Here is a 13,662-nt window from a genome sequence, read left to right as displayed (position 1 = left end):
TTTCCCCAGGGCTAAACTTTACGCCGCGAGGGCGAACTGTGCGTCCATCACGGTGCGGCGCGTGCGCAGGATGGCGACAGAGTAGCTGGGCTGAGGCGCCGGTTCCGGCTGATAGAGCAGGGCTGCGACCATCTTGTCGCGATAGGTGACGAACATGAAGGTCATCGTGCCCACGGCCAGGGCAAAAGCGGCGGCGAACACAAGGGCTGCAACGATAGCGACCATTTTATTTAGCCTTTCATCCTGCCGGATACACCATCTGCCGACAATGTGCCGTAAATCGCGTAAATCCGTCATTTGTTCCGTATGTTCATGATATGTTCTATTCTATTCCGCCTGTCAACCCTTGCAAATGCGTTTTTGGACGGGTAAGGGCGCGCACCTAACCCACATGGGAATCGCACATCCCGGTGCCGGCCGCCTCGCAAGGGCTTTCGGTTACTGATTCCCAGAGGCTCAACCGGTAAGGAGAATGACTATGGCGGCACCTGTCGTCACCATGCAGCAATTGATTGAAGCCGGCGCGCATTTCGGCCACCAGACCCACCGCTGGAACCCGCGCATGAAGCCGTACATCTTCGGCGACCGCAACGGCATCCACATCCTCGATCTCTCGCAGACCGTTCCGCTGTTCGCGCGCGCCCTCGACTTCGTGTCGGCCAGCGTCGCTTCGGGCGGCAAGGTGCTGTTCGTCGGCACCAAGCGCCAGGCGCAGGACCCGATCGCAGAGGCCGCCCGCCGTTCGGGCCAGCATTTCGTCAACCATCGCTGGCTGGGCGGCATGCTCACCAACTGGAAGACGATTTCCGGTTCGATCAAGCGTCTGAAGACCCTTGAGGAGAAGCTGTCGGGCGATACCCACGGCCTCACCAAGAAGGAAGTGCTCCAGATGACCCGTGAGCGCGAGAAGCTTGAGCTGTCGCTCGGCGGCATCCGCGACATGGGCGGCATCCCGGACGTGATGTTCGTGATCGACGCCAACAAGGAAGAACTGGCGATCAAGGAAGCCAACACCCTGGGCATCCCGGTCGTGGCGATCCTCGATTCGAACGTGTCGCCTGACGGCATCGCTTTCCCGGTTCCGGCGAACGATGACGCCAGCCGCGCCATCCGCCTCTATTGCGACGCCATTGCGGCCGCCGCGACCAAGGGCAACCGTGGCGCTCAGCAGGCGTCGGGCGTTGACATCGGCGCGCTGGACGAGCCGGCGGCCGAAGAGGCCGTCGCCGCTGAAGCCTGATCGCTTTCGCAAAACTGCAAAGCTGACCGGGTAGGGCGCGCTCTTTACAGGGACGCGCCCTCCCGCACATTTGAAATACTGACAAAGGAATTAAAGATGGCTGAGATTACCGCCGCCGCCGTCAAGGAACTGCGCGACCGTTCGGGCGCTGGCATGATGGATTGCAAGAAGGCGCTGACCGAGTCCGGCGGCGACATCGAGGCGGCGACCGACTGGCTGCGCGCCAAGGGCCTTGCCGCTGCGCAGAAGAAGTCGAGCCGCACCGCGGCCGAGGGTCTGGTCGGCGTTTCCGTCGCTGGCACCAAGGGCGTCGCTGTCGAAGTGAACAGCGAGACCGACTTCGTCGCCAAGAACGACCAGTTCCAGGATTTCGTCCGCACCGTCGCGCAGATCGCGCTCGACAAGGGGGCTGCCGATGCGGATGCGCTGGCTTCGGAAACCTATCCGTCGGGCGGCACCGTTTCGGAGAAGCTGGTCGCCAACATCGCCACCATCGGCGAGAACCAGACGCTGCGCCGCGTTGCGCATGTGTCGGTCGGTCAGGGCGTTGTCGTTCCTTATGTCCACAACGCCGCCGCGCCGGGCCTCGGCAAGATCGGCGTGCTGGTCGCGCTTGAGGGCGATGCGCCCGCAGACGTGCTGGAGCCGCTGGGCAAGCAGATTGCGATGCACATCGCTGCCGCCTTCCCGCTGGCGCTCTCGTCCGCCGATATCGATCCGGCCCTGCTGGAGCGCGAGCGCGGCATCGCCGCCGAGAAGGCCGCCGAATCCGGTAAGCCTGCTGAGATCGTCGCCAAGATGGTCGACGGCGCGGTCGCGAAATACGCCAAAGAGAACGCTCTCCTCAGCCAGTTGTTCGTGATGGACAACAAGACCCCGGTCGCCGACGTCGTCGCCAAGGCGGCAAAGGAAGCCGGCAAGTCGATCACGCTTAAGAGCTATGTCCGCTTCCAGCTGGGCGAAGGCATCGAGAAGGAAGTCAGCGACTTCGCTGCGGAAGTCGCGGCGGCTGCAGGCATCTAAGCGCGCAACTGGAAATTGATTTTTGAAGTCGAAAGGGGCGCTCGAACGAGCGTCCCTTTTTTCATGCATTCAAACCGGATCAAACAAGCTGGCCCATCATCTTGCGGATGAGACGCAAGGGGATAGTCTGATGACCATGGAATCCAGACAGCGCACGACCTCTCTACCGCCGCCATTTCTGAAAAGGATATGGCTGCCCGAGAGCCAAGGGGATGATGCGCCGGATTGGACATCCTATCCCTTTTCCCTGCCACTGGTCCGCAGTGGTCTCGATCTGCAATTTGATAAGCCTGTTACCATTTTGGTGGGTGAAAACGGCACTGGAAAATCCACATTACTGGAGGCGATCGCACATTTGGCGGGTTTCAGCGATGCGGGCGGCGCACAGGGCATGCAGGCTGTAGAGCCGTCATCCTCTTCGGGTGGAGCGCTGGGTGCCCGCCTTCGTGGCGCTTGGCTCCCTCAGGTCAAGCAAGGCTGGTTCTTTCGAGCAGAGACTTTCTTTTCGGTTGCTCGCTATCTCGATGGCGCAGGGGGAATGGATTATCTGTCAGCATCGCATGGAGAAGGCTTCTTAGATTTCTTCGAGGACAGATTGTCGCGCCAGGGCATCTATATCCTCGATGAACCCGAAGCGGCTCTCTCGCCGCAGAAGCAATTCGAATTCCTTAAACTTCTGCGCCGAATACAATATGCAGGCAATGCGCAGGTAATCATGGCGACCCATTCGCCAATCCTGATGGCGCTTCCCGATGCCGACCTGTGGCAGATGGAGCAGTTCGGCATGCGACCTGTCTCCCTAGAAGATACGGCGCATTTCCGGCTTTATCGAGAATTTATCCTATATCCCCACGAGACCGTGGAAGCGATGATCGAATAGCCGGAATCTCACGCCGAAGGCCACTTGGCATCTCCGCCGCTCCCGACTAAGGTCCGCCGACTTTTCAAGCATTTTCGGGATTCTCGAACCGCCCATGACTCGGCCAACCTTCAAACGCATCCTTTTGAAACTGTCCGGCGAAGTGCTGATGGGGCAGGGGCAGTTCGGCATCGACCCGGAAACGGTGGACCGGGTTGCGGGGGAGATTGCGGCGGCCAAGGATGCGGGCTTCGAGCTGTGCGTTGTGGTCGGCGGCGGCAATATTTTCCGTGGATTGGCCGGGGCCGCCAAGGGCTTCGACCGGACCAGCGCCGACTATATGGGCATGCTGGCTACGGTCATGAACGCTCTGGCTGTGCAGAATGCGCTGGAGCGGATCGGTTGCGACACGCGCGTTCAGTCCGCCATTCCGATGGCGTCGGTCTGTGAACCCTATATCCGCCGCCGCGCGATGCGGCATATGGAGAAGGGCCGGATCGTCATTTTCGCGGCGGGCACCGGCAATCCTTTCTTCACGACAGACACGACGGCGGCGCTGCGCGCGGCGGAAATGAATTGCGATGCGCTGTTCAAGGGCACCAGCGTCGATGGCGTCTATGATGCGGACCCCAAGAAGGTCGCGACCGCCACCCGTTATGAAACAGTGTCTTTTGACAAGGTCCTCAATGACAATCTGAAGGTGATGGACGCCAGCGCCATCGCCCTTTGCCGCGAAAACCATATTCCCATCGTCGTTTTCAACATCCGCGAGACCAATAATCTGGCCAAGGTATTGGCGGGGGATGGCGTGGCGACGGTCGTACAGAATCAGGAGAGCTGAACATGGCGCAGTATGACAAGGCCGGTCTGGAGCGCCGTATGGCGGGCGCGGTCGAATCGCTGAAGGGCGATCTTTCTGGTCTGCGCACCGGCCGGGCCAATGTCGCCCTGCTCGATCCCATCACGGTGGAGGTCTATGGCGCGCATATGCCGCTCAACCAGGTCGCGACCGTATCCGCGCCGGAAGCGCGCATGCTGTCCGTGCAGGTTTGGGACCGCAGCAATGTGACGCCGGTCGAAAAGGCGATCCGCTCCGCTGGTCTCGGCCTTAACCCCGTGACCGACGGCACGACGCTGCGCCTGCCGATCCCCGATCTGACCGAGGAACGCCGCAAGGAACTGGCCAAGCTAGCCAGCAAATATGCCGAAGGCGCGCGGATTGCCGTGCGTAACGTGCGCCGTGACGGCATGGACAGCCTGAAGGTGGACGAGAAGAAGGGCGAGATCAGCGAGGACGAGCGCAAGCGCCTGGAGACGGAGGTCCAGAAGATGACGGACGCCACCATCGTCGACATCGATGCCGCCGCCCAGGCCAAGGAGAAAGAAATCCTTGGCCAATAGCGGCCGAATCGGCGCATAGGGTTTTCCGTGGCAACAAAGGCAAAGCGCGATATTCCTCTCCCCGCCGTGAATCATGGCGCGCGGCATGTCGCGATCATCATGGACGGGAACGGCCGTTGGGCGAAGAAACGCCTGATGCCGCGCCTCGCCGGTCATAAGGCCGGGGTGGAGGCGGTGCGCCGCACGTCGCGCGCCGCGCGGGAGATGGGGCTGGAATGCCTTACCCTCTATGCCTTCTCGTCGGAAAACTGGAAGCGGCCGGCCTCCGAGGTTTCCGACCTCATGGGATTGCTCAGCCATTTCATCCAGGCCGATATCGACGAGTTCGACGCCAATGACGTCCGCCTGAAAATCATCGGCAATTATCGCGCCTTTGATCCCGCACTGGTCAAGCTGATCGACAATGCGGTGGACAGGACCGCGGGCAACAGCGGGTCCATTCTTGCGGTCGCCCTGAATTACGGGTCCCAGGACGAGATGGTCCGGGTGGCGCAGACATTGGCGGCAAAGGCGGCTGCGGGAGAAATCGCGCCGGGCGATATCGGCGCGGAGGATATCAGCAATTGCCTGTATACCGCCGGGCTTCCTCCACTGGATCTGCTTATCCGCACGTCCGGTGAACAGCGGCTGAGCAATTTCATGCTTTGGCAGGCGGCTTATGCCGAGCTTTATTTCACCGACATGCTCTGGCCGGACTTCGATGGCGAGGCGCTTGCGGCTGCGCTGTCGGTCTTCAAAGAACGTGAGCGGCGCTTCGGCGGCCTTTGAGATTATTTGTGGCCAATGAGCTTCAAACCCGTGCGACGGTAGGCATTGCGCTGATATGCGTGGCGATCGGTTCGCTGCTGTCTGGCGGCGTGGTCTTCTGGATATTGCTGTCGATCGCCGGCGTCCTGATGCAGGCCGAATGGGCGGACCTTACGCGCGCGTCCGCGCATGGGAAGCGCATGTCCATGTTCGCTGTCTGCGTTCCCCTGGCGATCATGTCGCCTTGGGCGGCCGGCCCTTCGTTTCTGGCGGTGGGCCTTGCTCTTGGCGGCTTCCTGTTCGCCCTGGTGGCGGCGCGGTCGTTGATGACCGCCGCTGGAATTTTGTATATTTCGCTGCCCGTGCTGGCCCTGCTGTTTCTCAGGGAACAGCTACCGAATATGAACGGGTTGCTGCTGGCGTTCTGGGCGCTTGGCCTTGTCTGGGCGACGGATATCGGGGCCTATTTCGCGGGCAGGTCGATCGGCGGTCCCAAGCTGGCGCCTTCGGTCAGCCCCAGCAAGACATGGGCCGGGCTTGGCGGCGGCGTGGCCTGCGCGCTCCTGTTCGGTTTTCTGCTCCATATATCGGCCGGGCTGCCGGTGCGGCTTGCGGCCGCGAGCGGCATACTCGCCGTGGCTGCGCAGGGCGGCGATCTGTTTGAAAGCTGGTTGAAGCGCCGGGCCGGGGTCAAGGACAGCGGAACGCTTCTGCCGGGCCATGGCGGCGTGCTGGACCGGCTGGACGGCGTCGCCACCTCTGCACCGCTTGCGGCGCTGTTGGTCGCCATTCCGGGGCTGCTGTGACTATGCGGCGCGTCTCGATATTCGGCGCCACCGGATCGGTCGGCACATCGACACTCGATTTGATCGGCCGGGATCGCGACGGATATCAGGTCGTTGCGCTGACCGCGCACCGCGATGTGGCGGCGCTTGCCGCTGCTGCCCGCCAGCATGACGCAAAGCTGGCGGTGATCGGAGATGAGGCCCTTTATACCGACCTGCGCGATGCCCTGTCCGGTACGGATATAGAGGTCGCGGCAGGGCCGGCCGCGTTGGTCGAGGCGGCACGCAGGGATGTTGACTGGACGATGGCCGCCATCGTTGGCTGTGCTGGCCTGGAGCCGACTTTGGCTGCGCTTGAGGGCGGACGCACCATTGCCCTCGCCAACAAGGAGTCGCTTGTTTCCGCAGGCAGCCTGATGATGGAGGCCGCGCACGCATCCGGCGCAACCCTGCTGCCGGTGGACAGTGAGCATAATGCGATATTCCAGTGCCTTGCCGGGGGCAGGCTGGCGGAGGTGCGCAAGATAACGCTGACCGCCAGCGGCGGTCCTTTCCGCACTTTGTCGCAGGAGGCCATGCGGGCCGTGACGCCGGCGCAGGCGGTCAAGCACCCCAACTGGTCCATGGGCGCGAAGATCAGCGTCGACAGCGCCACGATGATGAACAAGGGCCTTGAATTTATTGAGGCCGCGCATCTTTTCCCGGTGGGTCTCGATCGCATCGAGATATTGGTCCATCCGCAATCGGTCATTCATTCGATGGTCGAGTTTCGCGATTGCTCCACGCTGGCGCAGCTTGGCAGCCCGGACATGCGCATCCCCATCGCGCATGCGCTGGCCTGGCCGGAACGGATTGCGACGCCATGCGCGCCCCTGGATCTGGCGGCGATCGGACGACTGGATTTTGAGGCGCCGGACGAAGCCCGTTTCCCTGCGCTGCGCCTCGCCCGGCAGGCGGCGGAGGCTGGCGGAGCCTATCCGGCGGTGCTCAATGCAGCCAATGAAGTCGCGGTGGCGGCTTTTCTCGCCGAGCGGATCGGCTTCCTTGAAATCGCCATGATTGTGGAGGAAACCCTGACGGCGTATAGCGCGCCGGCGCCGCGCCGGATTGAGGATATATTGGAAGCAGACCGGTCAGCCAGAGCGGCCGCCGGGCGCATTTTGGAAAGAGTGCAGGTTTGATCGAAACGCCCGGCTTTATCGTGACCGTACTCGCCTTCATCGCGGTCATCGGCCCGCTCGTGTTCGTGCACGAGTTTGGACATTATATCGTCGGCCGCTGGTGCGGGGTGAAGGCGGAGACCTTTTCCATCGGCTTCGGCAAGGAAATCGCTGCATGGGTGGACAGTCGCGGCGCGCGCTGGCGCCTCGGTCTGCTGCCTTTGGGCGGCTATGTGAAGTTTAAGGGCGACATGAGCGTCGCAAGTCAGGCCGATCCCAAATGGCTGGAGCTGCCCGCCGCCGAGCGCGCGCAGAGCTTTCCCGGCAAGCCGGTGTGGCAGCGTGCGGCGATTGTTTTTGCGGGTCCGGCGATCAACTTCCTGTTCGCCCTTGTCATCATGGCCGGCTTTGCCCTTGCCTATGGGGAAAATGTCACCCCCGCCGTGGCAAGCAAGGTCATGGCCGGCAGCGCGGCGGAAAAGGCGGGCATTCGCGCGGGCGACCGCATCGTGGCGATCGACGGGCGCCGCATCGACCGGTTCGACCAGCTCACCCAATCGGTTTTCCACCGTCCTGGCGAGCTGTCGAGCTTTGCCCTGGATCGCGGCGGCCGGACGATCATCCTGCCGATCACGATCGGCGTCCGGGAGGAGAAGGATCGCTTCGGCAACCATTACCGGTTCGGGCAATTGGGCATCCGCAGCGCAGCGCCGGTTCAGCGGAATGTTTCGCTTCTGGAGGCGCCCGGCGTCGCAGTGGATCGCACCGTATCCATCGTCCGCATGATGGTGGAAACGATGGGGCAGATGGTCACTGGCCGCCGTCCGCTCGACGAGCTTGGCGGACCGCTGAAAATGGCCCAGCTTTCCGGCGAACAGGCGGACAGGGGCATTGAGGACTTCATCTTCTTCATGGCGCTCATCTCGATTAACTTGGGGTTCATCAACCTCTTGCCAATCCCGATGCTGGATGGCGGGCACCTGCTGTTCTACGCGATCGAGGCGGTTCAGAGGCGGCCGGTCAGTCCACAGGTGCAGGAATGGGCTTACCGCTCCGGCCTGGCGGTTCTGCTGACTGTAATGGTTCTGGTGACTCTCAACGACTTATCGTCTTTCGGACTGTGGAAAAGCCTGTCCGGCTTGATCGGATAGGCGGCTTCGGGCAGGGAGGCTCGCTGATATGGTGTTCCAGTGTCGGCGGCGTGGGGATATCGGCTGATCTAGGCCGCATTAATGGTTAAAATTGAGGATGAAAAACGGGTGACAGCGATCAAGCGCAGCAACATCCACAGGCCGGTGATCGCCGCGCTGTTGGCTGGCACCGTCCTTTCGGGGCTGGGCGTTACCCAAGCCGCGGCTCAGTCGGCGCCGTCGCCTGCTCCCTCCGTGCCCGCCGCTTCCGTGCCTGCGACAACGATCCGGACGCTTTCGGTTTCCGGCCAGCAGCGTCTGGAGCCGGATACGGTCCTGTCCTACACCAAGCTGCGCCAGGGCCAGGCCTATACGCGGGAATCGCTCGATCAGGCGCTGCGCGAACTCTACGAGACCGAATTGTTCGCCGATGTGCAGATCAGCGGCGCAGAGACCGGCGACATTGTAATCCAGGTCAAGGAAAACCCGGTCATCAACCGCATCGTGCTTGAGGGCAACAAGCGGTTGAAGGAAGACAAGATCCGGCCGGAGATCAAGCTTTCCCCGCGCCAGATCTATACCCGGTCGAAGGTCCGCGCCGACGTTGCCCGCATCATCGAACTCTATCGCCGGCAGGGCCGCTTCGCCGCGACCGTCGAGCCGAAGATGGTGCAGCTCGACCAGAACCGCGTCGACATCGTGTTTGAGATTTCCGAAGGGCCCAAGTCCAAGGTCCGCCAGATCAACATCATCGGTAACGAGAAATTCTCCGATGGCGAACTGCGCGGCGAGATGGCGACGAAGGCGGCGCGCTGGTACCGCATCTTCTCCTCCGGCACGTCCTATGATCCGGATCGCCTGGCCTATGACCAGCAGAAGCTGCGGCAATTCTACCTGACCAACGGCTATGCCGATTTCCGCGTCATCTCCGCCGTGGCGGAGCTGACCCCGGACAAGCAGGACTTCATCATTACCTATGTGGTAGAGGAAGGCGATCGCTACAAATTCGGCGATGTGAGGGTCGAAAGCGACATTCGCGACCTGTCCGGCGACAGCCTGACCAAATTGCTGCCGATGAAGAAGGGCAACTGGTACAACGCCAAGCAGGTCGAGGATACGGTCGACCAGTTGAACGAGACCGCCGGTCTGTTCGGCTATGCCTTCGCGGACGTCCAGCCAGACTTCCAGCGCGACAAAGACAGCCTGACCATGGGCATCAACTTCAAGATCGCGAATGCGCCGCGCGTCTATGTCGAACGGGTCGACATCAACGGCAACACGCTGACGCAGGACAAGGTCGTCCGCCGCGAGTTCCGATTGAACGAAGGCGACGCCTTCAACAGCTTCATGGTCAAGCGTTCGAAGGACCGCATCAACTCGCTCGGTTTCTTCCAGGACAAGCTGGATATCCAGCAGAAGCCCGGCTCCACGCCGGACCGCATCATCCTGGAAACCAATGTCGAGGAAAAATCGACGGGTGAACTGTCGCTATCGGCCGGTTTCTCCAGCCTTGAGCGCTTCATCGTCTCGGCGTCCGTCACTCAGCGCAATTTCCGCGGCAAGGGCCAGGAACTGCGCACCAGCGTCAATTATTCCAGCTATTCCAAGTCGGTGGAGGTCGGTTTCACCGAGCCTTACCTGTTCGACAAGAATATCGCGCTGGGCGGGGACATTTATCGCCGCGACCTGAACAGCTTCAACTATCTTGCGAATAACGACCGCAACACGACCTATGAGCAGACCACGACCGGTTTCCAGATCCGCGCTGGCGTGCCGATCACGGAATATATGTCGCTGGCGCTGCGCTACAGCCTCAATCTCGACGATGTGACGCTGAACCGGAACAATTATTATTCGGACACCAATGGCGACGGCATCCTGGAGTGCGACCCCATCCTTGCGGGCCGCTATCTTTGCGACGCCATCGGCAAGCGCACGACATCGTCCATCGGCTATTCGCTGATCTTCGACAATCGCGACAACCGCATCCGCCCGTCGCGCGGTCATAACATCTCGCTCAGCCAGGATTTCGCCGGTCTGGGCGGCAGTGTGCGTTATGTGCGCACGCGCCTGAACGCCGCGAAATATTGGCGCGTGATGGGCAATTTCATTTTCTCGGTCAGCGGCGAGGGCGGCTACATCCATTCGCTGGAAGGCAAGCGCTTCAGCTCCGATGGCGTGACCGAGGTCGACAAGATCCGCCTGACCGATCGCTTTTTCCTGGGCGAACCGCAAATGCGCGGTTTCGACATTCGCGGCATCGGCCCGCGCGTGAAGCGCTATTATTTCGACAGTGTCACAGATAATGGCGTCATCACCGGCGTTCGCTCAGCAAGCAATAATAACAGGTCGGATGATGCTCTGGGCGGCAAGATCTATTACTTGGCGCATGCTGAACTGGAAATTCCGCTAGGCGCCGGTGCTAGGGAGATGGGACTGCGGCCGTCTATTTTTGTTGATGCTGGTGCGGTGGCAGGTCTGAAAGACCCTGCAACGGTCAATTTCCCCGGCTATTGTTCGATTACGGCTGCCGATAATACAACGTCGACCGTGCGCGCTACAGGTACGGCTTCCAATCCCATTTGCGCATCTGGCACGCATGTAAGCGGCACCGGATTTGAGGAAGAATATTTGGGCGATACGCTCAAGCCGCGCCTTTCCGTTGGTTTCGGTGTGAACTGGAATTCGCCTTTCGGCCCGTTCCGCATCGACATCGCCAAGGCGCTGCTCAAGGAACCAGGGGACGACAACAAGCTTATTACTTTCAACGTAGGAACCCAATTCTGATGAAGACCATTTTCAAAGCCGCGGCCCTTGGCCTTGCGCCCGTCGCCGCAGTCGCCCTGACGGCTGCTCCCGCCCTTGCCCAGTCGAAGCAGGGCATCGCCGTCGTCGACCTGCAGCGCGCAGTCGGCACCAGCGCCGCCTACACCACCGCCCGCACGCAGATGCAGACGACGTACAAGGCGCAGATCGACGCCTTCAACACGCGCAAGGCGGCCATTGATGCCGACCTCAAGACCAAGGGCGAAGCGCTGCAGGCTGGCGTCAAGGCCGCGGGCGGCAAGTCCACCCCCGCGCTCCAGACCCAGTATGAGCAGTTCCAGCAGAGCCAGCAGAATGCGCAGACCGAATTGCAGCGTCTGGGCCAGCCGATCGCACTCGCCAACGCATATGTCGAGGAGCAGATCAGCGCCAAGCTGTCCGATGCGCTCAAGACTGCGATGACGAAGGCGAAGGTTGATCTGGTGCTCGCGCCGGATGCGACCGTGTCCTATCAGCCGACCGTCGACATCACGGCGGCCGTCGTGACCGAGATCAATGCGCTGGTGCCCAATGTCAGCATCACGCCGCCCGCCGGTTGGCAGCCGGGGCAGCAGGGCCAGGCCGGTCAGCAGGCCGCGCCCGCCAATCCCGGCCAGCAGCCCCAGTCGCGCTGATAACCGATGACCGACGGTTCTGACGCGGCCGTTCCGGCCGACCTTGGCCCCCTGGATATCCGGGGGGTCATGGCGGCGCTGCCGCACCGTTACCCGATGCTGCTGATCGACCGTGTGGTGTCGATGGTGCCCAACACCTCGATCCATGCGGTAAAGGCGGTATCGATCAACGAGGCTTTTTTCCAGGGTCATTTCCCTGGGCGGCCGATCATGCCCGGCGTGCTGATTATCGAGGCGATCGCGCAGGCCGCGGGCATATTGGCGGTCGAATCGCTTGGGCTGCGCGGATCGGGCAAGCTGGTCTATTTCATGGGGATTGAGGGCGCGAAGTTCCGTGCGCCGATCGAGCCGGGCTGCCTGGTCGATTTCCATATCGAAATCACCCAGATACGCGGCGCCGTCTGCAAATTCTCCGGCAAGGCGATGGTCAATGGCAAGCTGGCTGCGGAGGCGCAGTGCGTCGCCATGGTCGCCGACCCGCCCAAGGACTGAGCGTTGGCGGCGGCAGGCCGCTTGCATTTTCGCGGCAAACCCGCTAACCGCGCCGCTCGCACAGATTTCCAGCATCCAGCGCCGGTCGGAACCGGCCATTTATGGAGCATAACATGAAGGCCGATACGCATCCCGATTACCACTTCGTCACGGTTCAGATGACCGATGGCAGCACCTTCCGCACCCGCACCACCTGGGGCAAGGAAGGCGACACGCTGGCGCTCGACATCGATCCGCTGTCGCACCCGGCCTGGACCGGCGGCACGCGTCAGCTTGACCAGGGCGGCCAGGTTGCGCGCTTCAACAAGCGTTTCGGCGGCCTGACGCTGAAGAAGTAATCCGGTTTTCCGGTACAATGGGAAAGGCGCCTTCGGGCGCCTTTTTTGTTTGCGGCGTGCTCCTGCGAAAGCAGGAGCCCAGTCCCACCGTCGTCTGAACTTTCGCAGGAGCACGGTGCGTTTAAACAGGGTAACTGGCCCTGTCCGCAGATGAGAGGCCGCACGCTTGACAGGAAAGGAAGAAAGTCCAGAATAGAACAAATAGGGAACATATATTGTGCATGATTCGTCCTCCACCCTGGCGGCGCTCCGGCGGCGCATCGAACGGCTCGGCGATGGGCGGAACAGGCGCGTCAGCGGCAGTTTCGCCACTGGCCATGCCGGGGTGGACAAGGCGATTGGCGGCGGCTTCGCGCGCGGCCGCTTGCATGAGCTGTTCGGGGCCGAGCCGGAGGATGCGGGCAGCGCCAGCGCCTTCGCCCTTCTGCTGACCCTGCTTGCCGATGATGCGCCGGCGGAAGGGCGGCGGAAAGGATGCTTTCTCTGGCTGCGGACCGATGATGCGATGCGGCGGTTGGGCATGCCCTATGGACGCGGCCTTGCGGATCTGGGCATCGACCCGGCCGACATGCTGCTGGCCGTGATGCCCGACGATGCGACGGTGCTGCGGGCGGCGGCGGATGCGCTGCGGTGCCCGGTCCTGTGCGCAGTGGTGATCGAATGCTGGGGAAATCCCGGGGTTCTGGACCTGACGGCAAGCCGCCGCCTGACCCTGGCGGCGGAAAGCGCGGGAACGACCGCCCTGCTTCTGCGGCTGGATGCCGAGCCGTCGCCCAGCGCCGCAGAAACGCGATGGCGCATCGCCGCCGCGCCCTCCGCCCCGCTGGCCGCCAATGCGCCGGGGCACAGCAGTTTCGACATAGCCTTGTTGCGCCGCCGCGCCGGGCCGGATGGCCTTGCCTGGCGGCTGGAGTGGAATCGTGACCAAAGATGCTTCATCGAACCGCCGTTTTCTGGCGCTGTGGTTCCCCTTTCTGCCGCTGGACCGGCTGCGGATAGCGGAACCCGCACGGTGGTCGCCACCGGCTGAACAGGGCGGCCTGCCAA

At 62.1% G+C, this 13,662-nt stretch carries 15 protein-coding genes; 14 read left to right on the top strand and 1 reads right to left on the bottom strand.

What is annotated here, in order from left to right; genetic code table 11:
- Positions 1 to 18: 18 nt before the first annotated feature.
- Complete coding sequence (locus tag KFK14_RS13580; RefSeq protein WP_070157067.1) at positions 19 to 225, bottom strand: hypothetical protein; 207 nt, start codon at positions 223 to 225, stop codon at positions 19 to 21.
- Positions 226 to 478: 253 nt separating this feature from the next.
- On the opposite strand from KFK14_RS13580, the gene rpsB reads away from it, so the two are divergent.
- The 14 genes from rpsB to KFK14_RS13510 all read left to right on the top strand — a co-directional run bounded on the left by rpsB (position 479) and on the right by KFK14_RS13510 (position 13,645).
- A complete protein-coding gene (gene rpsB / locus KFK14_RS13575; RefSeq protein WP_070157066.1) occupies positions 479 to 1,240 on the top strand; it encodes a 30S ribosomal protein S2 in 762 nt (253 codons plus the stop codon).
- Positions 1,241 to 1,336: 96 nt separating this feature from the next.
- Entirely contained in the window at positions 1,337 to 2,263 is a 927-nt protein-coding gene (tsf, locus tag KFK14_RS13570) for a translation elongation factor Ts (protein WP_212608038.1), read from the top strand.
- A 130-nt stretch (positions 2,264 to 2,393) separates the two neighbouring features.
- Positions 2,394 to 3,143, top strand: a complete 750-nt coding sequence (locus KFK14_RS13565) for an AAA family ATPase (RefSeq protein ID WP_246524631.1) — start codon at positions 2,394 to 2,396, stop codon at positions 3,141 to 3,143.
- A gap of 94 nt (positions 3,144 to 3,237) precedes the next feature.
- Positions 3,238 to 3,963 (top strand): UMP kinase, encoded by a 726-nt coding sequence (gene pyrH / locus KFK14_RS13560; RefSeq protein ID WP_070157064.1) that lies wholly within the window; start codon positions 3,238 to 3,240, stop codon positions 3,961 to 3,963.
- Positions 3,964 to 3,965: 2 nt separating this feature from the next.
- A complete protein-coding gene (gene frr / locus KFK14_RS13555) occupies positions 3,966 to 4,523 on the top strand; it encodes a ribosome recycling factor (protein ID WP_070157063.1) in 558 nt (185 codons plus the stop codon).
- 27 nt (positions 4,524 to 4,550) lie between these two features.
- Positions 4,551 to 5,291: an undecaprenyl pyrophosphate synthase gene (gene uppS, locus KFK14_RS13550; protein WP_212608037.1), complete on the top strand. Its 741-nt coding sequence runs from the start codon at positions 4,551 to 4,553 to the stop codon at positions 5,289 to 5,291.
- Positions 5,292 to 5,299: 8 nt separating this feature from the next.
- Positions 5,300 to 6,076, top strand: coding sequence for a phosphatidate cytidylyltransferase (locus KFK14_RS13545; RefSeq protein WP_070157061.1), 777 nt, complete (start codon positions 5,300 to 5,302; stop codon positions 6,074 to 6,076).
- Between the two features lie 2 nt (positions 6,077 to 6,078).
- Entirely contained in the window at positions 6,079 to 7,236 is a 1,158-nt protein-coding gene (locus KFK14_RS13540) for a 1-deoxy-D-xylulose-5-phosphate reductoisomerase (protein WP_212611150.1), read from the top strand.
- The gene (rseP, locus tag KFK14_RS13535; protein WP_212608036.1) at positions 7,233 to 8,366 is read left to right on the top strand and encodes an RIP metalloprotease RseP; all 1,134 of its coding nucleotides are present in this window, start codon (positions 7,233 to 7,235) and stop codon (positions 8,364 to 8,366) included. The genes KFK14_RS13540 and rseP overlap by 4 nt, the downstream gene beginning before the upstream one ends.
- An 81-nt stretch (positions 8,367 to 8,447) precedes the next feature.
- The gene (bamA, locus tag KFK14_RS13530; RefSeq protein WP_212608035.1) at positions 8,448 to 11,132 is read left to right on the top strand and encodes an outer membrane protein assembly factor BamA; all 2,685 of its coding nucleotides are present in this window, start codon (positions 8,448 to 8,450) and stop codon (positions 11,130 to 11,132) included.
- Positions 11,132 to 11,785 (top strand): OmpH family outer membrane protein, encoded by a 654-nt coding sequence (locus tag KFK14_RS13525; RefSeq protein ID WP_070157057.1) that lies wholly within the window; start codon positions 11,132 to 11,134, stop codon positions 11,783 to 11,785. The genes bamA and KFK14_RS13525 overlap by 1 nt, the downstream gene beginning before the upstream one ends.
- A gap of 6 nt (positions 11,786 to 11,791) precedes the next feature.
- Positions 11,792 to 12,277 carry a 3-hydroxyacyl-ACP dehydratase FabZ gene (gene fabZ / locus KFK14_RS13520; protein ID WP_070157056.1) on the top strand — a complete coding sequence of 162 codons (486 nt, stop codon included), beginning with the start codon at positions 11,792 to 11,794 and terminating at the stop codon, positions 12,275 to 12,277.
- A 113-nt stretch (positions 12,278 to 12,390) separates the two neighbouring features.
- The gene (rpmE, locus tag KFK14_RS13515; protein ID WP_070157079.1) at positions 12,391 to 12,615 is read left to right on the top strand and encodes a 50S ribosomal protein L31; all 225 of its coding nucleotides are present in this window, start codon (positions 12,391 to 12,393) and stop codon (positions 12,613 to 12,615) included.
- A gap of 217 nt (positions 12,616 to 12,832) precedes the next feature.
- The gene (locus KFK14_RS13510; RefSeq protein WP_246524630.1) at positions 12,833 to 13,645 is read left to right on the top strand and encodes an ImuA family protein; all 813 of its coding nucleotides are present in this window, start codon (positions 12,833 to 12,835) and stop codon (positions 13,643 to 13,645) included.
- Positions 13,646 to 13,662 lie beyond the last annotated feature (17 nt).

It is taken from the genome of Sphingobium phenoxybenzoativorans (assembly GCF_018286635.1).
Lineage (GTDB): Bacteria > Pseudomonadota > Alphaproteobacteria > Sphingomonadales > Sphingomonadaceae > Sphingobium > Sphingobium phenoxybenzoativorans.
The sequence above is the reverse complement of the archived record's forward strand: the minus strand, read 5'-3'. Positions and strand labels throughout refer to the sequence as shown.